At 69.1% G+C, this 17,722-nt stretch carries 16 protein-coding genes; 8 read left to right on the top strand and 8 right to left on the bottom strand.

The window, feature by feature from the left end:
• Positions 1-3 precede the first annotated feature (3 nt).
• On the top strand, positions 4-420 hold the full coding sequence (locus tag BM145_RS06185; RefSeq protein WP_093332569.1) for a DUF6628 family protein: 417 nt from the start codon (positions 4-6) through the stop codon (positions 418-420).
• Here BM145_RS06185 and BM145_RS06180 read toward each other — a convergent pair.
• Together BM145_RS06180 and BM145_RS06175 are read right to left on the bottom strand one after the other, a co-directional pair.
• On the bottom strand, positions 417-1,748 hold the full coding sequence (locus BM145_RS06180) for an MFS transporter (RefSeq protein ID WP_093332567.1): 1,332 nt from the start codon (positions 1,746-1,748) through the stop codon (positions 417-419). The two genes, BM145_RS06185 and BM145_RS06180, sit on opposite strands and share 4 nt — an antisense overlap.
• A 37-nt stretch (positions 1,749-1,785) precedes the next feature.
• A complete protein-coding gene (locus tag BM145_RS06175; RefSeq protein ID WP_093332566.1) occupies positions 1,786-2,223 on the bottom strand; it encodes a response regulator in 438 nt (145 codons plus the stop codon).
• Between the two features lie 104 nt (positions 2,224-2,327).
• Here BM145_RS06175 and BM145_RS06170 point away from each other — a divergent pair, with 104 nt between their 5' ends.
• Both BM145_RS06170 and rsmD read left to right on the top strand, forming a co-directional pair.
• A complete protein-coding gene (locus BM145_RS06170) occupies positions 2,328-3,668 on the top strand; it encodes a pseudouridine synthase (protein WP_093332840.1) in 1,341 nt (446 codons plus the stop codon).
• Entirely contained in the window at positions 3,668-4,216 is a 549-nt protein-coding gene (gene rsmD / locus BM145_RS06165) for a 16S rRNA (guanine(966)-N(2))-methyltransferase RsmD (RefSeq protein WP_093332564.1), read from the top strand. Before BM145_RS06170 ends, rsmD begins: the two co-directional genes overlap by 1 nt.
• On the opposite strand, the gene BM145_RS15605 is transcribed toward rsmD, so the two are convergent.
• From BM145_RS15605 to BM145_RS06150, 4 genes are all read right to left on the bottom strand, one after another.
• Entirely contained in the window at positions 4,213-4,671 is a 459-nt protein-coding gene (locus BM145_RS15605) for a hypothetical protein (protein ID WP_143090113.1), read from the bottom strand. The two genes, rsmD and BM145_RS15605, sit on opposite strands and share 4 nt — an antisense overlap.
• A 75-nt stretch (positions 4,672-4,746) precedes the next feature.
• Entirely contained in the window at positions 4,747-6,024 is a 1,278-nt protein-coding gene (locus BM145_RS06160; RefSeq protein ID WP_093332563.1) for an MFS transporter, read from the bottom strand.
• Positions 6,025-6,077: 53 nt separating this feature from the next.
• Positions 6,078-6,458, bottom strand: coding sequence for a nuclear transport factor 2 family protein (locus BM145_RS06155; RefSeq protein ID WP_093332562.1), 381 nt, complete (start codon positions 6,456-6,458; stop codon positions 6,078-6,080).
• A complete protein-coding gene (locus BM145_RS06150; protein WP_093332838.1) occupies positions 6,455-6,862 on the bottom strand; it encodes a GFA family protein in 408 nt (135 codons plus the stop codon). The genes BM145_RS06155 and BM145_RS06150 overlap by 4 nt, the downstream gene beginning before the upstream one ends.
• Positions 6,863-6,936: 74 nt before the next feature.
• Here BM145_RS06150 and BM145_RS06145 point away from each other — a divergent pair, with 74 nt between their 5' ends.
• On the top strand, positions 6,937-9,243 hold the full coding sequence (locus BM145_RS06145; protein WP_093332561.1) for an ATP-dependent helicase: 2,307 nt from the start codon (positions 6,937-6,939) through the stop codon (positions 9,241-9,243).
• 80 nt (positions 9,244-9,323) lie between these two features.
• Here the strand turns inward: BM145_RS06145 and BM145_RS06140 are convergent, their stop codons facing one another.
• Entirely contained in the window at positions 9,324-10,433 is a 1,110-nt protein-coding gene (locus tag BM145_RS06140; protein ID WP_093332559.1) for an MlaA family lipoprotein, read from the bottom strand.
• Between the two features lie 217 nt (positions 10,434-10,650).
• Here BM145_RS06140 and BM145_RS06135 point away from each other — a divergent pair, with 217 nt between their 5' ends.
• A complete protein-coding gene (locus BM145_RS06135) occupies positions 10,651-11,184 on the top strand; it encodes a glycine zipper 2TM domain-containing protein (protein ID WP_093332558.1) in 534 nt (177 codons plus the stop codon).
• On the opposite strand, the gene BM145_RS06130 is transcribed toward BM145_RS06135, so the two are convergent.
• Positions 11,181-12,914, bottom strand: a complete 1,734-nt coding sequence (locus BM145_RS06130) for a class I adenylate-forming enzyme family protein (protein ID WP_245739124.1) — start codon at positions 12,912-12,914, stop codon at positions 11,181-11,183. The two genes, BM145_RS06135 and BM145_RS06130, sit on opposite strands and share 4 nt — an antisense overlap.
• A gap of 129 nt (positions 12,915-13,043) precedes the next feature.
• Here BM145_RS06130 and BM145_RS06125 point away from each other — a divergent pair, with 129 nt between their 5' ends.
• The 3 genes from BM145_RS06125 (at position 13,044) to BM145_RS06115 (ending at position 17,706) form a co-directional block, all read left to right on the top strand.
• Entirely contained in the window at positions 13,044-14,252 is a 1,209-nt protein-coding gene (locus tag BM145_RS06125) for a serine hydrolase domain-containing protein (RefSeq protein ID WP_093332836.1), read from the top strand.
• A 119-nt stretch (positions 14,253-14,371) separates the two neighbouring features.
• On the top strand, positions 14,372-16,402 hold the full coding sequence (locus BM145_RS06120; protein WP_093332555.1) for a 3-hydroxyacyl-CoA dehydrogenase NAD-binding domain-containing protein: 2,031 nt from the start codon (positions 14,372-14,374) through the stop codon (positions 16,400-16,402).
• A gap of 119 nt (positions 16,403-16,521) precedes the next feature.
• On the top strand, positions 16,522-17,706 hold the full coding sequence (locus BM145_RS06115; RefSeq protein ID WP_093332553.1) for an acyl-CoA dehydrogenase family protein: 1,185 nt from the start codon (positions 16,522-16,524) through the stop codon (positions 17,704-17,706).
• Positions 17,707-17,722: the final 16 nt, after the last annotated feature.

The raw sequence follows: 17,722 nt of genomic DNA, 5'->3' as shown, positions 1-17,722 counted from the left end.
CCCATGACCGAGACGATCGCCCTTCTCCCGCACGCGCTGCCGACCTGCGCCAACGCCCGGCTCGCGCTGTTCGCGATGCGGCGGATGGGTGCCCACGGCCTCGCCGACGCGCGGGCGAGCCACGCGATGTTCACCGCTTTCGGCCAGGGCTTCCGCCGACCGCTCGTCCTGATGCGCACGCTGATGGCCGAACTCGCCGCGACGGCGGCGGGCACGATCGCGATCGCCCCGTGCTGCTGCGCGCGAATGACGCCCGCCGAGTCGGTGCTGCTCGCCGTCCTCACCCGGATCGAGACCGCGCCCGACGTCGTCCAACTGCTGATGGCCGATCTGCTCGGCGTCCGCCGCGTCGAGTCGACGCTGATGGCCGCCGCCGCCCTCTCCGCCGCCTTCGCCGACGAGGGGCGGCCGTTCGGTTAATCGGCCCGCACGTCCCCTTGGCCCTCCACTCCGGCGCTGCCGATCGAGCGATCGACGAGCCCACTGCGGCTCATCCACCAGAACAGCGCCACCCCCGGCAGCGCGATCGCGGTCGTCAGCAGGTAGAAATCGACGTAGCCGAACCGTTCGATCAGCGCGCCCGCGGTGGTGCCGGTGACGATCCGTCCGACGATGCTCGCCGCCGCGGAGATCAGCGCGAACTGCGCGGCGGTGAAGCGCAGGTCGCACAGCGCCGAGAAATAGGCGATCACGACGACGCCGCCGTAGCCGCTGGCGAAATTCTCGAAGCCGATCGCCGCCGCCATGCCGAGATTGCTGTGCCCGGCCGCTGCCAGCGCCGCGAACGACAGGTTCGACACCGCCATCAAGACGAGCGACAGCAATACCGACCGCTTCATCCCCATTCTGGCGTACAGCACGCCGCCGACGAACACGCCGATCAGTAGCGCCAAGAAGCCCACCCCCACGTCGTAGAAGGCGATCTCGTCACCGGTGAAGCCCAGGTCGTCGAACAACAACCGCAGCGTCAGATTGGCCAGCGTGTCGCCGATCTTGTGGATCAGGATGAACAGCAGCACGATCACTGCCCCCGGACGTGCGAAAAACTGCACGAACGGCCGCCACACCGCCGCCAGCGCCTCAGCCGCGCCGCGCCGTGCAGCCGGATCGCGATGGCGAACGGGCTCACCCAACAGCAGCCCTGCCAGCATCGCCGGCAGCGCGAACATCGTGCAGGCCAGATAGCCGGCGCTCCAGCCGGCGCGCTCCGCCACCACCAGCGCCAGCGCGCCCGCCGCTGCCGATCCGATCCGCCAGCCATATTGGCTCATCCCCGATCCGACGCCCAGCTGGCGCGGCTCCAGTATTTCGATCCGGTAAGCATCGATGACGATGTCGAAGGTCGCGCCGGCCGCGCCGACCAGCATCGCCGCGGTGGCGGTGGCACCGATGCTCGCCGTCAGGTCGAACAGTGCGAGGTTGACGACGGCGGCGATCACCAGTGCGCCGGCCACCACCAGCCAGGACACGCGCTGCCCGAGCCGCCCGATGACCGGCAGGTGCACGCCATCGACCACCCACGCCCACAACCATTTGAGATTGTAGACGAGGAAGGCGAGGCTGAATGCCGTCACCGTCTTCTTGTCTATCCCGCTCTCGGCCAGCCGCGTGGTCAGCGTCGCCCCGATCATCGCGTAGGGAAAGCCCGACGAGATGCCGAGCGCCAACGCGGCGAGCGGCGCCTTCTCCAGATAGGGGGCGATGCCCGCCCGCCAATTGCCCTCGTCGCGCCGTGCCGTGTCCGTCATCACCCGACCATAACGGACCGGCGGCGTTAGGAAAGCGTCAGGCGGCGGCCGCCGGTGCGAACAGGCGGAAACCGGTCGGCAACCGCTTGGTCGTCTTGCCCTGCAGCCCCGCCTCGATCGCTTCGATCGCACCGAGCAGGTCGCGCTGGGCATAGGGCTTGGCGAGGCAGCCGACCGACAGCTCGGTCGCCTCCACCGGGCACGATCCGGTGACGAACATCACCGGTACGCCGCGCTCGCGCGCCGCCCGTGCCACGTCCAGGCCCGACCCGTCCGCCAGGCTGATATCGGCGAGCACCAAATCGATCGCCTGCCCGTCGGCCAGCACCGCCAGTGCGTCGGCGACACGGTCCACGGTGGCGACGATCTCGTACTTGGCGTCGGTCAGCAGATGCTCCGCGTCGAACGCGACGAGGGGTTCGTCCTCCACCACGAGGAGCCGGGTGATCTGCCGCTTCTTCTTGCCGAACAACATGGGCGCCGCGCCCCCTTCGTTACGCGTCCGGTTTCTAACGCGCGTAACGGGTTACGGGTGCAAAGAAATTGGCGGGCGGCGACAAATGCCTGTATCCGGCCGCGATGACCGAACCGACCGTCGCAAACGGCATCAAGCCCCCATCCAAAGGCGACCGCATCGCCAAGCTGCTCGCCCGCGCCGGCATCGCCTCGCGCCGCGAAATCGAGCGGATGATCGACGAGGGGCGGGTCGCGCTAGACGGCGCCGTGCTGACCACCCCCGCGACCATCCTCACCTCGCTGCGCGGCGTCACCGTCGACGGGCATCCGGTCGCCGCGCCCGAGGCGGCGCGGCTGTTCGTCTACCACAAGCCGAACGGCCTGCTCGTCACCGAGCGCGATCCGGGCGGCCGCCCGACCATCTACGACCGGCTGCCGCGCGACCTCCCGCGGACGATGCCGGTCGGCCGGCTCGACCTCAACACGGAAGGGCTGCTGCTCCTCACCACCGACGGCGGCCTCAAACGCCAGCTCGAACTCCCCGCCACCGGCGTCGAGCGCACCTATCGCGCGCGCGCCTATGGCGAGGTCAGCCAAGCGCAACTGGAGGACTTGATCGAGGGGATCGAGATCGAGGGTGTCCGCTACGGCTCGATCGACGCCAATCTCGAACGGCGCACCGGCGCCAACGTCTGGATCGAGTTGACGCTGACCGAGGGTAAGAATCGCGAGGTGCGCCACGTCCTGGAACATCTCGGTCTCCAGGTCGGCCGGCTGATCCGCACCCGCTATGGCCCCTTCATCCTCGGCGACTTGGCCGTGGGCGCGATCGGCGAGGTGAAGCAGCACGACCTGGTCGCCTTCGCCAAGACCTTGGGCGGAACACGCCGCGCCAAGGGGGCTGATCTCGGCGCGCTGGTCGAGGTCGAGGTACGCAAGGCGAAGGCCGCGCCCACGCCTGACCCGGCACCCACGCGCGTGGCCGAACGCCCCATCCCGACCGCCGCCAAGTCCCCCGCGCGCGCTACGCCCGCGGCGAAGCCCGGCGCCGGCTGGGGCAGTCGCACGCGCCCGAGCCGCCCGAGCGAACCGACGGAACTTCGCCCGGCACGCCCCTCGTTCCGCACCGCCGACAACCAGCCCCGCGCCGCCGGCAAGAGCAAACGCTCTGCTCGCGGCGGCGAGTCCCCGCGCACGGCGCCGCGTGCCCCCAACGGCGAGCAGCGCACCGGCCGCACCGCGAGCGATCCCCGCTCCGCCCGAGCCGCCCGCGACGCGGAGGATCGCCCACGCGCAGCCGGTCTCCGTCAGGATCGACCCCGCGCCGCGCCGTCGGGCCCTGCTGCCCCCGGCTCGTCCGCGAAGCCCGGCAAGGGCCCCGCTGGCGGTCGCGGCCGCCCGGCACGACCGACCGACCGGCCGCGCAAAGGCCCGCCCCGCGGTGGGCCAAGGGGCGCCCGCTGATGCGCGTCATCGCCGGCCAATGGCGCGGTCGCCCGCTGGTGGCGCCCAAGGGCGACGCCACCCGCCCCACCGCCGATCGCACGCGTGAGGCTTTGTTCTCGATGCTCGCCAGCCGCCTCGGCAGTTTCGAGGAACTCGCCGTGGCCGACCTGTTCGCCGGCTCGGGCGCGCTCGGCATCGAGGCGCTGTCGCGCGGCGCCGCCACCTGCCTGTTCGTCGAGCAGGACCGCGCCGCCCTCGACGCGCTCAAGGCCAATCTGGCGAAACTCGGCGCGCCTGTCGGTCGAGGCGCGGACGTACGCGCCACCTCCGTTCTCGCGCTCGGCCCCGCCCCCGCGCCGCTCGACCTGATGATGATGGACCCGCCCTACGGCTCCGGCGCCGGTCTGGTCGCGCTCGACAAGCTCGCCCGCCTGGGCTGGATCGGCCCCGCCACCTGGATCAGCATCGAAACCGCCAAGCCGGAGGAGATCGCCCCCGACGGCTTCGACGTCGACGCCACCCGCGTCCACGGCAAGGCGCGGCTGACGCTGCTCAGGAAAGCTTAGCCACTGACATGGCCGGAGGTGGTGGAGAGCGGACGATACCGACTAGTAATACGCCCTGTAGGGACGACCTCGCCCGATATCGTGCGCACGCCGTGCGGTAATCGGGTCTCGAAGCGAGCAAGCTGGGTCTTCGCTTCAGGATCGCCATTCCGTGCCGCGCGGCGAAGCCAATAGCGGTAGCCCTGCAAGTCGCGCAGGTTAAATCGTTGCATGGCAATGTTCATCGCCGCTGTAGGCCAACGATCCCGGGTTGCGGCATGGCGAACCATTGCAGCCGGAGAAAGGGCGATCGCCCCCGGCCGCGGTTCGAAAGCTACTCTTTCTAACTCAGTTGCCGCATCGGGATCACCGCGAAGGGCAAGGTGGCGAGTCAACGCCAAGCTGCGCCGCGGGCTCTCGTCATTAAGCCAGCGCTGGAATGTCCTCGCGACCCTTGCCGAAACGGATCTCTTCATCGCTCAATCATACGATAACCATCGACACGGACAACCTATCGCGAGTTCGTCCGCTATTAGGCATAGAGCGTCATTTCACCCCACCAGCTCGGCCGTCGCCCCCTTCCGCGTTCGCATCGCCAGCAGCGCCACTAGGCTCACCCCCGCCGCCGCCGACAGATACCATCCAACCGGCGCCAGCCCGTGTTCGTTCGCCAGCCCTTGCGCGATCAGCGGGGTCAATCCGCCGCCGATCACGCCGGCGACGTTGAACGCGATCGACGCGCCGGTGTAGCGCACTCGCGGGGGGAACAGCCCCGGCAGCCATGCGCCGAGCGGGCCGTAGACAAAGCCCATCGCCAGCAGCGCCAGGCTCAGGAACGCGAACGCGCCGCCCGTCCCCGCGCTCATCAGCGGCGCAATGACGAAGCCAATCGCGATCGTCGCCACGCATCCGCCCGCCAGCACCCGCCGCTCGTCGAAACGATTGTCGGCCAGCCACGCCGCCGCCCAAATGCCAGCCGCCATGAACAGGATCGCGCCGAGCTGCATCAGCAGGAAACCCTGCATGGAGAAGCCTAAAGTCTTGGTGCCGTATCCGAGCAGGAAGGCGGTCCCGACGTAATAGGCCGCGAAGCACGCGATCGCGCCCACTGTGCCGGTCAGCGTCTCGCTCCAGTGGAACCGCGCCAGCTCGGCCAGCGGCACCGCCGGCGGCGGCGCCTCCTCCAGCGCCCGCGCGAACTCGGGCGTCTCGGTCAGCTTCAGCCTGATCCACAATCCCACCGCGACGAGCAATGCCGAGATCGCGAAGGGGATGCGCCATCCCCACTCCCGGAACTCGGCCGGCGACAGCCACAGGCCGAGCAGCAGGAACAAGCCGTTGGCCGCGATGAACCCGGCCGGCGCACCGAGCTGCGGCGCCGATCCGTAGCGTGCCCGCCAGCCCGGCGGCGCGTGCTCCACCGCCAGCAGCGCTGCCCCGCCCCACTCGCCGCCCAGGCCGAACCCTTGGCCGAAGCGCAGTACGCACAGCAGCACCGGCGCGATCCAGCCGGCGGTCGCGTAGGTCGGCAGGAACGCGACCAAGGTCGTCGACACGCCCATCGTCAGCAAGCTCGCGACCAGCGTCGACTTGCGCCCCACCCGGTCGCCGAAATGCCCGAACACCAGGCTGCCCACCGGCCGCGCGAAGAACGCCACCGCCAGCGTCGCGAACGCCGCCAGCTGCTGCGTCCCCGGCGCCCCGTTGGGAAAGAATAATTCCCCGAACACCAGCGCCGCCGCGGTCGCGTAGACGTAGAAGTCGTAGAACTCGATGGTCGTGCCGACGAACGAGGCGGCGAGGACGCGGCGGTGCGAGGGAGCGCTCATACGGCGGGTTGTCGCGTGGCGGGTGGACGCATGCAAGCCTGTCGGCGTGACGATCAGGCCAGTGCCGCCGCCATGTGCGCCACCACCGCGTTCAGCGCCTTGAGCGGCCGCACCATCACCGTGAACGCGGCGATCCGCCCATCCTCGTCCCAGTCGATCATGTCGATCCCGTGCACCTCCAGCCCGTCGAGCTCGGTCCGGAACTCGAGCACCACCGACCGCTCCGTCCGCCACTCGCCCGTGTAGCGGAAGTCCGCCGTGCCCAAGACCTGCATCGCCGCCGTCAGGTAGCGGGCGGTGACCGCCCTTCCCTCCTGCGACCGGTGCACCGCGGGCGAGCGGAACACGACGTCGTCCGCCAGCAGCGCGTCGAGCAGCGCCGGATCGCGGCGGGCGACAAAGGCGTGCCAGCCCGCGACCGGGTCTTCGCTCATCCGGGAAACCGCTCGAAAGCCGGCAAGTCGCCGAAGCCGCGCCACCAGCGCGCGGCATCCGCCACCTGGATACGCGCGGTCGGCGGCAGTGCCTCCGGATCGTCGAACGTCGCACTCTGGATGTCGACCTTGCCCGGGAATACCGCCTCGGCGCGGTAGAACAGTCCGCTGCCGCACGTCCCGCAGAACTGGCGCAGAACGCCGGGCGACGATTCGAACGTCACCGGCTTCCCCGTTACCGTCACCGCCGCCTCCGGAAACATCGCCCAGCCGACCACCGGTGCCCCTGCCGAGCGCGCGCAGTCGGCGCAGTGGCACAGGCTGCTGTGCTCCGCCTCACCCGTCGCCACGTAGCTGACCGCGCCGCACCGGCACCGTCCCGTCACCGTTCCCGCATCCGGCATCGACTCGCTCCCGGTCGTTTCGCCTTTGTTCTCACGGATTGCGCCGGAGTACAAGCCCGCCTACCTGCACGAATGTGACCGATACGCAGCTCGCCGACCCACCCTATCTCAAGGGCCTCAACCCGCCGCAACGCGAGGCGGTGTTGACCACCGAGGGCCCCGTGCTGATGCTGGCGGGCGCCGGCACCGGCAAGACCGCGGCACTCACCGCGCGCCTCGCCCACCTGCTCTACACGCGGAAAGCCTGGCCGTCGGAGATCCTCGCGGTGACCTTCACCAACCGTGCCGCGCGCGAGATGCGCGAGCGGGTCGGCCGCCTCGTTGGCGAGGCGGTGGAGGGCATGCCTTGGCTCGGCACCTTTCACGCGATCGGCGCCAAGATGCTCCGCCGCCACGCCGAGCTGGTCGGGCTGCAATCCAACTTCACCATCCTCGACACCGACGACCAGCTCCGCCTGCTGAAGCAGCTGATCGTCGCCGCCGACCTGGACGAGAAGCGCTTTCCCGCCCGCGCGCTCGCCGGCCTGATCGACGAGTGGAAGAACAAGGGCCTGACCCCCGGCGATATCGACGCCGGCGAGGCCGAACGCTACGCCAACGGCCGCGGCGGCGAGCTGTACCGGCAATATCAGGATCGGTTGAAGGCGGTGAACGCCTGCGACTTCGGCGACCTCCTTCTCCACATGCTCGTTATCCTGCGTCGGCATCGCGACGTGCTGGAGCTCTATCAGCAGCGTTTCAGCTACATCATGGTCGACGAGTATCAGGACACCAACAGCGTCCAGTACCTCTGGCTCCGCCTGCTGGCGCAGGAGCGCAAGAACATCGCCTGCGTCGGCGACGACGACCAGTCGATCTACTCGTGGCGCGGCGCGCAGGTGGAGAACATCCTGCGGTTCGAGAAGGACTTCCCCGGTGCCGCGGTGATCCGCCTGGAGCAGAATTACCGCTCCACCCCGCACATCCTGGGCGCCGCAGGCGGCGTCATCGCCAACAACAGCGGCCGCCTCGGCAAGCAGCTCTGGACCGAGCTGGATGCGGGCGAGAAGGTCCGCGTGCTCGGCATATGGGACGGCCCCGAGGAGGCACGCCGGGTCGGCGACGAGATCGAGGCCGCACGCCGATCCGGCACCTCGCTCGACGACATCGCCATCCTGGTGCGCGCCTCGCACCAGACGCGCGAGTTCGAGGACCGCTTCATCGCCACCGGCATGCCGTACAAGATCGTCGGCGGCTTTCGCTTCTACGAGCGCGCCGAGATTCGCGACGCGCTCGCCTATCTCCGCGTCGTCAACCAGCCCGCCGACGACCTCGCCTTCGAACGCATCATCAATGTCCCCAAGCGCGGCCTCGGCGACAAGGCGGTCGCGAAGATCCACCAGCTCGCCCGCGCCGAACAGCTCCCGCTCACCACCGCGTCGGCGCGCATCCTCGACACCGACGAACTCACGGGCGCCGCGCGCAAATCGCTCGGACGCCTGATCGGCGACATCGCCCGCTGGCGCGACATGGCGACGCAGTTGCCCCATGCCGAACTCGCCCGCCAGCTGCTCGACGAGAGCGGCTACACCGCCATGTACCAGGCGGAGAAATCGGCCGAGGCCGCCGGGCGTCTCGAGAACCTGACCGAACTGGTCCGCGCGATGGAGGAGTACGACTCGCTCGGCGCCTTCCTCGAACACGTGTCGTTGGTGATGGACAACGAGGGCGGCCGCAACGACCCGCAGATCACGATCATGACCATCCACGCCGCCAAGGGGCTGGAATTCGACACCGTCTTCCTGGCGGGCTGGGAGGAGGGCCTGTTCCCCTCGCAGCGCGCGATCGACGAGGGCGGCACCAAGTCGCTGGAGGAGGAACGCCGCCTCGCCTATGTCGCGATCACGCGCGCGCGCCGTCGCGCCTTCATCCTCCACGCCGCCAACCGCCGCATCTACGGCCAGTGGACCTCGTCCATCCCCAGCCGTTTCGTCGGCGAACTCCCCGCCGAGCATATCGACAGCGAGACCAGCATGACCGGCGGCGAGTCGCTCTGGCGAGCCAACTGGTCCGAGCGCGCCGACCCCTTCGCCGACGTGGCGCGAGGCACCGGCCGCGGCCCCGGCTGGCAGCGCGCCGCCGGCACCCTCAACCCCGCCAAGCCCGGCGGCGACTGGCAGTCGCGCACCTTCTCACGCGAACCCGCCCGCGTCGTCGAGAGCCGCGCCCCCTCCGTCAGCCTCGGCAACAAGGGCCGCGACGACCTCGCCCAGGGCCAGCGCGTCTTCCACCAGAAGTTCGGCTACGGCACCATCGCCGCGATCGAGGGCAACAAGCTGGAGATCGATTTCGAACAGGCGGGCCGCAAGCGGGTGATGGACAGTTTCGTGACGGCGGGGTGAGCCGATGCGCCCAGCGCCGTCGCTGAAGGACGGCAGGTGAACGGTTCGTCGACGTTCGCGCTGACAGGGCCGTACCTTCGTTACCTTTGCGGCCCTGGATCGACCAGTGCAGGGTCGACGGGTCGGTCCGCGGACACCCCCGGCTCGGGCGCGGGCGATGGCTGCTCCGTCGGTGTCGGCATCGGCGTCGGCGTGGCCGCACCCTCTCTCACCTGCCCCGCCCGCGCTGCCGCGTCGGGGTCGAGGATCATCTGGAGGCTCTTGGTCTTGGCCGGCGGGTAGGGCCGCTTGCCGCGCAGCGCGTCGATCTCGGCCTGGCGCCGCTGCAGGTAGAATTCGCGCATCGCGACATAGGGGCGCTTCTGCGTGCGGAGCGCCTCCAGCTCGTCGTCGAACTCGGCGCGGAAATCGAGCGCGTTCAGCACGCCGAGCGGGATCCCCACCGCCGGCTGGCGCAGCGGCCGGAAGGGACCGACCGGCAGCAGCACTTGGTCCGCGACCGTCCCGAACAGGTCGCGCACCGTGGTGGACCCGATCAGCGGCAGGAACAGGTACGGCCCCGGCTTGACGCCGTAGAAGCCGAGCGTGTTGGCGAAGCTGTTACGCCGTCGCGGCAGGTTGAACGGCTTCTTCTTGGCCGCGTCGAACAGCCCGGCAACGCCCAGCGTGGTGTTGATCGCGAACCGGCCGACCGTCTCGACCGCCTTGCCGATCTTGTGCTGGAGCAGGAAATTGGCCGCGTTGATCGGCTCGCGCAGGTTGGCGACGAAGTTGCGGATGCCCGATCGCAAGGGGCGCGGGATCTGCTTGCGATAGGCCAGCGCCGCCGGGCCGAACACGGCCTTGTCCACCGCCTCGGTCGCTTCGTAACTGTCGCGGTTGACACCGTTCAACGGATCGCCCCGTCCGTCGCGACCGACCACCACCACGTCGCCGTTCTGGGAACGGCCGTCCCGCGCGGGGCCGTCCTGCACGGGAACGTCCTGGGCGGGCGCGGCGGAGGACGTCGGGAGCGACGTGCCGAGGTCCTGCGGGAGGGGCGCCGCCGGGCCCTGCGACGGCAGCACGGGGACCGGCGCGGCGGGGTCCTGCGTGGGCGACACCGGGACAATCGCGGGCGGCGCGGCGACGGTGGCCGGCGGCGGGGCGACGATCGCCTCGCCGGCCTGCACCGACGGCATCGTCGCCATCGCGGCTGCGATATAGGCTGGGAAGCCGATGGTCGTGACCCTCTTACGCGTACCTTGGCGATGCGCCGAAGACCGGCCCGCGACGCCTCCATATACGTCCGCGCTGAATGATCCAATCGGCTTCGCGAGCGGCCGGCCGTCCCGTTCAGGAACCAGTTCGTCCGTTACCCGTAAACTCGCCACCATGCCCGATTCGCGGGCCGGAGGACCGTTGTTCATGCTTTCCCGCATCCTCGCCGCATCACTCGCGATCACCGCGCTGGCGCCCGCCGCCCAGGCGCAGTCGAGTGCCGCCGACGCGCGCTTCCAGGCCGCGCAGGACCGCTTCGATCGCGAGTACCAGATCTACCGCCAGGAGGCGGATCGCTATCAGGCCGCCCGCGGCGGCCGCGCCGCCTACGCTCCACCTCCCGCTTACGACAACGGCTATCGCCGCGCGCCCGACGCCTACGGCTACTCGGAAGAGGACGAGGCCGTCTACGATCCCGCCCGCGACTATCGTGGCGGCACCCAGTATCGCGAGCGGATCGTGCAGCCCAACGAGCGCGTCTATGCCGGCTATGACGGCCGCTATTATTGCCGCCGCAACGACGGCACCACCGGCCTGATCGTCGGCGGCGCGGCGGGTGGCATTCTCGGCAACGTCATCGACGGCGGCCGCAGCCGCATCCTCGGCACGCTGCTCGGCGGCGCGGCCGGCGCGCTCGCCGGCCGCGCGGTGGACCAGGACAGCAACGTGCGCTGCCGCTAGTCGGCGAACAATTGCCGCAGCTCGGTCTTGAGCACCTTGCCGTTGGCGTTCCGCGGCAAGGTCGCCTCCGAGAAGCGGATCGCCACCGGCACCTTGAAGGCAGCCAGCCGGTCGCGAACCCACTGCTGCAACTCCGCCTCGCTCGCGCGCTCGCCGGGGGCGAGGTGGACCACCGCCGCCGGCTCCTCGCCGAGCGTGCGGTGCGGGATGCCGACCAACGCCGCGTCGGTGACCGCCGGGTGCGCGTAGAGGACGTTCTCGACCTCGATCGAGTAGATGTTCTCGCCACCGCGGATCACCATGTCCTTCGCGCGATCGACGACGAACAGGAATCCCTCCTCGTCGAGCCGCGCGAGATCGCCCGTCCGCACCCAGCCGTCGACGAAGGTGGTCGCCGACGCCTCCGGCTTGTTCCAATAGGCGCGCGCGTTCATCGGTCCCTTCGACCACAATTCGCCGACCTCGCCGACCGGCAGTTCGGTGGTTCCGTCGGCATCCATGATCTTCAGGTCGGCGACCGCGACCGGCGGCCCGGCGCTGTCGGGGCGGTTGAGATAATCCTCGGCGACATGATGCGTCACCGTCGCCGTGGTCTCGGTCATCCCCCAGCCGTTGCCGGGCAGCGCGCCGAACTCCTCGTAAATGCGGCGGACCAGCTCGGGCGCGGACGGTGCGCCGCCATAGGCGATCGCCTCCAGGCTCGACAGGTCGTAGCGATCGCGATCGGGGTGTTCGAGCAGCTGCCACGCGATCGTCGGCACGCCGCCGGTCAGCGTTACCCGCTCACGCTCGATGATCTCCATCGCGCGCACCGTGTCCCAGCGGCGCATGAAGATCGTCGTGCTGCCGGTCGCGATCGATGCCATCATGTGCGCCGAACAGGCGGTGACGTGGAACATCGGGATCACCGTCAGTGCGACGCGGGGCGCCGCCTCGGGCGGCACCTCGCCCCGGCGGATGTAGGAGCGCGCCGCGGAGAAACCGGACGACAGGATGTTGGTGAGGATGGATCGGTGCGTTCCCACCGCCCCCTTGGGCGCGCCCGTGGTGCCGCTGGTGTAGAAGATCGTCGCGTCGTCGTCCGATGCGATGTCGACCAGGGGTAGCGCGGCGTCGGGCAGCGCCGACCAGTCGTGCGGTGTGCCGATCACCTCCTCCAGCCGGGTCGCGTGACCGTCGAGCGGGGTCGTCGCGCGCGCCACCAGCACCGCTTCCACCGAGGGGAGATCGGCATAGTGCGCCAGCAGCCGCTCGTGCCGCTCGCCGTCGGCGATCAACAGCTTGGCGCCCGAATCGGACAAGCCGTAGGCGAGCTCGCCACCCGTCCACCAGGCGTTGAGCGGCACCGCGACCGCGCCGAGCGCGGTGATCGCGAAGAACGCCGCGATCCATTCGGGCAGGTTGCGCATCGCGATCGCCACCCGGTCGCCCCGTCCGATCCCCGCCCTGGCGAGGTGCGCCGACAGCGCCGCCGTGGCGCGAAAATTCGCCTCGTAGGTGACGCGCTCATCCTCGTAGATCGTCAGCAGTCGCTCGCCATGGGCGCGCGCCGCGGTGAGAAGCCAGGGCAGCGAAGGCGGCGTGTTCTTCCACACGCGCGTCGGCACGCCGCGGACCGCGACCTCCTCCATCTCGAATTTCATACCCGGCGCCGTCAACCGAGCGGTCGCCTCCGCGAGCGTGGTGGCAGGCCAGGCAGGAGAAAGCGCGATGACGGGGCCGCTGGTCACGATGGGGCTGCTCCTAGAAGGTCGGGTTTGCCGCTGGCGGGCAACGTTTCGGCGGTTTATAGTTGATCCGCACCCGCTTCAAGGCGATAGGGCGATCCGGTGTTTCGAAGCGAGGGTATGGACCAGGGCATGATCGACGACGCGGCAACGAAGGGCTTCGCACCCGGTCGGCTCGCCGCGATCGACCGGCACCTCGCCGCCAAATATCTGGACACCGGCCTGCTGCCGCACGCGCAGCTGCTGGTCGCCCGGGATGGCGAGATCGTCCACTTCTCGCACCAGGGCGCCGCCCGCGACGGCGAGTCTTCGCCGGTGAACGACCGGTCGCTGTTCCGCATCGCATCGATGACCAAGCCGGTCACCTCGGTCGCGTTCATGATGCTGGTCGAGCAGGCGAAGGTCGCGCTCGACACGCCTGTCCACCACGTTCTGCCCGAACTGTCGAAGACCGGCGTATGGGCAGGCGGCGGCGGGGCGGCGCCATTCGCGACGACGCCGGTGGGCGAGCCAATGCGGATGGTTGACCTGCTGCGCCACACGGCAGGCTTCACATACGGCTTTCAGAACCGCTCCAACATCGACGCCGCCTATCGCGCCGGCAAGCTGGAAAGCTGGCACGGCGCGCACGACCTCCAGAGCTTCGTTGCCGCGCTCGCCGAGATCCCGCTGGAGTTCGCGCCGGGCACGGGATGGAATTACTCGGTGGCGACCGACGTGCTGGGCGCCGTGGTCGAGCGGGTGTCGGGACAGGCGCTCGACACCTTCTTCCGCGAGCGGATTTTTCTCCCGCTCGGCATGGACGATACTTTCTTCCAGGTGCCCGAGACCGAGATCGACCGGCTGGTCGACTGCTGGGCGCTCGACCCGCCGGGTAATCGCGTCCTCTACGATGCCGGCGCATCGAGCGCGTGGCGCCGCGCGCCGAAGCTGCTGTCCGGCGGCGGCGGGTTGGTGTCGACCAGTCTCGACTATCATCGCTTCTGCTCGTTCCTGCTGAACGGCGGAGAGGGGCTGCTCGGCCGCAAGACGATCGAATTGATGACCGCCAACCACCTGCCGGGCGGGGCGGACCTCGCGTCGCTGTCACGATCGATGTTCAGCGAGACGACCAACGCGGGCGCGGGCTTTGGCCTGGGCTTCGCGGTGACGATCGATCCGGCGCGCGCGATGCTGCCGGGGTCGGTCGGCGAATATTACTGGGGCGGCATCTTCTCGACCGCCTTCTTCTGCGATCCGGTCGAGCGGCTGCACATGGTGTTCATGACGCAGCTGTCGCCGTCCTCCGCCTATCCCATCCGTCGCGAGATCAAGACCATGATCTACGCCGGCCTCGTCTGATACTTTCCCTTTCGTTGTCCCGGGCTTGTCCCGGGATCCAGGGTCATGGGCGGTACGCTGCTCGGCTCTGGATGCCGGGACAAGTCCGGCACGACGGCCAGCTTGCCTAGGAGAACCACATGACCTCCCCGATCCGCACCGAGCGCCACGACGAGATCCTCGTCATCATCTCCGACAACCAGCCGGTCAACGCGCTCTCCGCCGCCGTCCGCCAGGGCCTGGAGGCCGCGATCAAGGAGGGCGTCGCCGACGCGAGCGTGGAGGCGATGGTGATCCGCTGCGACGGCCGCACCTTCTTCGCGGGCGCCGACATCACCGAATTCACCAAGCCGCCAGTCGATCCGCTGCTGCCGACGCTAGTCGACATGATCGAGGCGTCGGACAAGCCGGTCCTCGCCGCGATCCACGGCACCGCACTCGGCGGGGGCTGCGAGGTCGCGCTCGCCAGCCATTATCGCATCGCTGTTCCCTCGGCCAAGCTCGGCACGCCCGAGGTCAAGCTCGGCCTGCTCCCCGGCGCGGGCGGCACGCAGCGGCTGCCGCGCATCGCCGGCGTCAAGCTGGCACTGGAACTGACCGCCAAGGGCGATCAGATCCCGGCGAAGAAAGCGCACGAGGCCGGACTGGTCGATCGCCTCGCCGGTGAGGACTCGCTGGAGGCGGACGCCATCGCCTTCGCGCGCGAGATCAAGGCGGCGCGCCCGATCCCGCGCGCCAGCGAGAAGGTCGCCGCCGCCGATCCAGATGCGGTCGCCGCGTTCAAGAAGGACAATGCCCGCCGCTTCCGTGGCTTCGAGGCGCCGCTCGCCAATATCGCCTGCGTCGAGAAGGCGACCGACGGTTCGTCCTACGCGGAAGGGTCGGCATTCGAGCGGCAGGAGTTCATGAAACTGATGATGGGCGTGCAGTCCGCCGCCCAGCGCCACATCTTCTTCGCCGAGCGTCAGGCCTCCAAGATCGACGACGTCCCCGCCGACACCCAGCTGCGCGAGATCAAGCGCGTCGGCGTGATCGGCGCGGGCACGATGGGCGGTGGCATCTCGATGAACTTCCTGTCGGCAGGCATCCCGGTGACGATCGTCGAGATGCAGCAGGAAGCGCTCGATCGCGGCACCGGCACGGTGCGCAAGAACTACGAAGCGACTGCCGCCAAGGGGCGAATGAAGCCCGAACAGGTCGAAGCCGCGATGGGCGCGCTGACGCCGACGCTGAACTTCGACGATCTCGCCGAATGCGACCTCATCATCGAGGCCGTCTACGAGAACATGGACGTGAAGAAGGAGATCTTCACGCGCCTCGACAAGATCGCCAAGCCGGGCGCGATCCTCGCCTCGAATACGTCGTACCTCGACATCGACGAGATCGCCGCGGTCACGTCCCGCCCCGGCGACGTGGTCGGCATGCACTTCTTCTCCCCCGCCAACGTCATGAAGCTGCTGGAAGTCGTCCGCGGCGCCAAAACCGCGCCCGACGTGCTGGCGACTGTCATGGCGTTGGCCAAGCGCATCAAGAAGGTCGCCGTCGTCGCAGGCGTCACCTACGGCTTCATCGGCAACCGCATGCTGATGCCCCGCCAGGTCGAGGCGACCAAGCTGCTGCTGGAAGGCGCGACGCCGGAGCAGATCGACCGTGTCCACGTCGCCTTCGGCATGCCGATGGGGCCGTTCCAGATGAGCGACCTCGCCGGCGTCGATATCGGCTGGCACCGCGATCCGAGCCGGATCGAGAACATCCGCGACGCGCTCGCCGCCGAGAACCGCTGGGGCCAGAAGACCAAGGCGGGCTTCTACGACTATGACGAGAAGCGCACGCCCTCGAACTCCCCGCGCGTCGCCGAGATCATCGAGGATTTCCGCGCCAAGTCGGGCGTGACGCCGCGCGAGATCCCGGACGAGGAGATCGTCGCGCGCACGCTCTACACGATGGTCAACGAGGGCGCGCTGATCCTCGAAGAGGGCAAGGCGCAGCGCGCGTCGGACGTCGATGTGGTGTGGATCTACGGCTATGGCTGGCCCGTCTATCGCGGCGGCCCGATGTTCTGGGCGCAGTCCGAAGGACTGCCGAAGGTCGTCGAAGGGCTGGAGAAATACGGCTTCACGCCGGCGAAGAGCCTGAAGGACGCGGCCGCTTCCGGCGGCCGGATCAAGTAACCATCCATCCGTCGCCCCGGCCTCGAGCCGGGGTCCCGCTTCCTTTCGCCGGCCAAGAAGCGGGACCCCGGATCAAATCCGGGGTGACGAAAAAAGAAGAACGTCGGCGGAGACACAGAATGACCGACCTCGATACCTTCCGCTCCGACACCCGCGCCTGGCTGGAGGAGAACTGCCCGCCAGAGATGCGCAAGCCGGTGAAGTCCGACAAGGACGTCTGCTGGGGCGGCCGCCGCTTCACGCCCTCCAGCCCGGAGCAGAAGCAGTGGCTCGACGTCATGGGCCAGCGCGGCTGGACCGTCCCCGACTGGCCTAGGGAATATGGCGGCGGCGGCCTATCGCCCGCAGAGACCAAGATCCTGCGCGAGGAGATGCGCGCGATCAATGCGCGCTCGCCGCTCTACAGCTTCGGCATCTCGATGCTCGGGCCGGCGCTGCTCAAATATGGCAACGAGGAGCAGAAGCGCGAGCATCTGCCCAAGATCGTGCGCGGGGAGATCCGCTGGTGCCAGGGCTATTCGGAGCCCAATGCCGGCTCCGACCTCGCCAGCCTTGCGACCTCCGCCGACGACGCGGGCGACCATTACGTCGTCAACGGACAGAAGGTGTGGACCAGCTATGCCGACCAGGCCGACTGGATCTTCTGCCTCGTCCGCACGGACAAGACGACCAAGCAGGGCGGGATCAGCTTCGTGCTGTTCGACATGGAATTGGAGGGCGTATCGACCAAGCCGATCCTCCTGATCTCGGGCTACTCGCCCTTCTGCGAAACCTTCTTCGACGACGTGAAGGTTCCCAAGAAGAACCGCGTCCACGACGAGAACAAGGGCTGGGACGTCGCCAAATACCTGCTTGGCCACGAGCGCGAGATGATCTCGGGCATGGGGCTGGGCGAAGGCGGCCGTGACACGCTGGTACCCGGCGCAGTGGCCGCGATCGGCCTCGACGATGCGGGCCGCCTCGACGACCCGATCCTGCGGTCGCAGATGGCGCTGTTCCAGGTTCGTGCAAAGGCGTTCGCGGCGATGTCGGAGCGCTTCATCGACGAACTCAAGGCCGGCCGCGCCCACCCCGCGCAGCCATCGATGATGAAGTACTACGGCACCGAGCTGAACAAGGACCGCCACGAGCTGCAGATGGCGGGGGGCGGTTCCGACGCGCTCGAATGGGACAGCGAGGCGACCCGCGGCGGCGCCCCGGCGCGCGCCTGGCTGCGCACCAAGGCCAACTCGATCGAAGGCGGCACGTCGGAGGTACAGCTCAACATCATCGCCAAGCGCATCCTCGAACTGCCGGGAGCGTAGCAGCTCGCGTGCCCCT

The sequence above is a fragment of the Sphingomonas rubra genome, from assembly GCF_900115745.1.
Classification (GTDB): Bacteria; Pseudomonadota; Alphaproteobacteria; order Sphingomonadales; family Sphingomonadaceae; genus Sphingomonas; species Sphingomonas rubra.
Note: the sequence above shows the minus strand (reverse complement) of the source record. Positions and strands in the feature narration are given on the sequence as shown.

Coding starts and splice junctions, on each gene's coding strand:
- BM145_RS15605 (WP_143090113.1), bottom strand. CDS start 4,671: ATGAAGAGATCCGTTTCGGCAAGGGTCGCGAGGACATTCCAGCGCTGG.
- BM145_RS06150 (WP_093332838.1), bottom strand. CDS start 6,862: ATGCCGGATGCGGGAACGGTGACGGGACGGTGCCGGTGCGGCGCGGTC.
- BM145_RS06120 (WP_093332555.1), top strand. CDS start 14,372: ATGACCTCCCCGATCCGCACCGAGCGCCACGACGAGATCCTCGTCATC.
- BM145_RS06155 (WP_093332562.1), bottom strand. CDS start 6,458: ATGAGCGAAGACCCGGTCGCGGGCTGGCACGCCTTTGTCGCCCGCCGC.
- BM145_RS06180 (WP_093332567.1), bottom strand. CDS start 1,748: ATGACGGACACGGCACGGCGCGACGAGGGCAATTGGCGGGCGGGCATC.
- BM145_RS06160 (WP_093332563.1), bottom strand. CDS start 6,024: ATGAGCGCTCCCTCGCACCGCCGCGTCCTCGCCGCCTCGTTCGTCGGC.
- BM145_RS06140 (WP_093332559.1), bottom strand. CDS start 10,433: ATGGCGACGATGCCGTCGGTGCAGGCCGGCGAGGCGATCGTCGCCCCG.
- BM145_RS06115 (WP_093332553.1), top strand. CDS start 16,522: ATGACCGACCTCGATACCTTCCGCTCCGACACCCGCGCCTGGCTGGAG.
- rsmD (WP_093332564.1), top strand. CDS start 3,668: ATGCGCGTCATCGCCGGCCAATGGCGCGGTCGCCCGCTGGTGGCGCCC.
- BM145_RS06170 (WP_093332840.1), top strand. CDS start 2,328: ATGACCGAACCGACCGTCGCAAACGGCATCAAGCCCCCATCCAAAGGC.
- BM145_RS06135 (WP_093332558.1), top strand. CDS start 10,651: ATGCTTTCCCGCATCCTCGCCGCATCACTCGCGATCACCGCGCTGGCG.
- BM145_RS06175 (WP_093332566.1), bottom strand. CDS start 2,223: ATGTTGTTCGGCAAGAAGAAGCGGCAGATCACCCGGCTCCTCGTGGTG.
- BM145_RS06185 (WP_093332569.1), top strand. CDS start 4: ATGACCGAGACGATCGCCCTTCTCCCGCACGCGCTGCCGACCTGCGCC.
- BM145_RS06125 (WP_093332836.1), top strand. CDS start 13,044: ATGATCGACGACGCGGCAACGAAGGGCTTCGCACCCGGTCGGCTCGCC.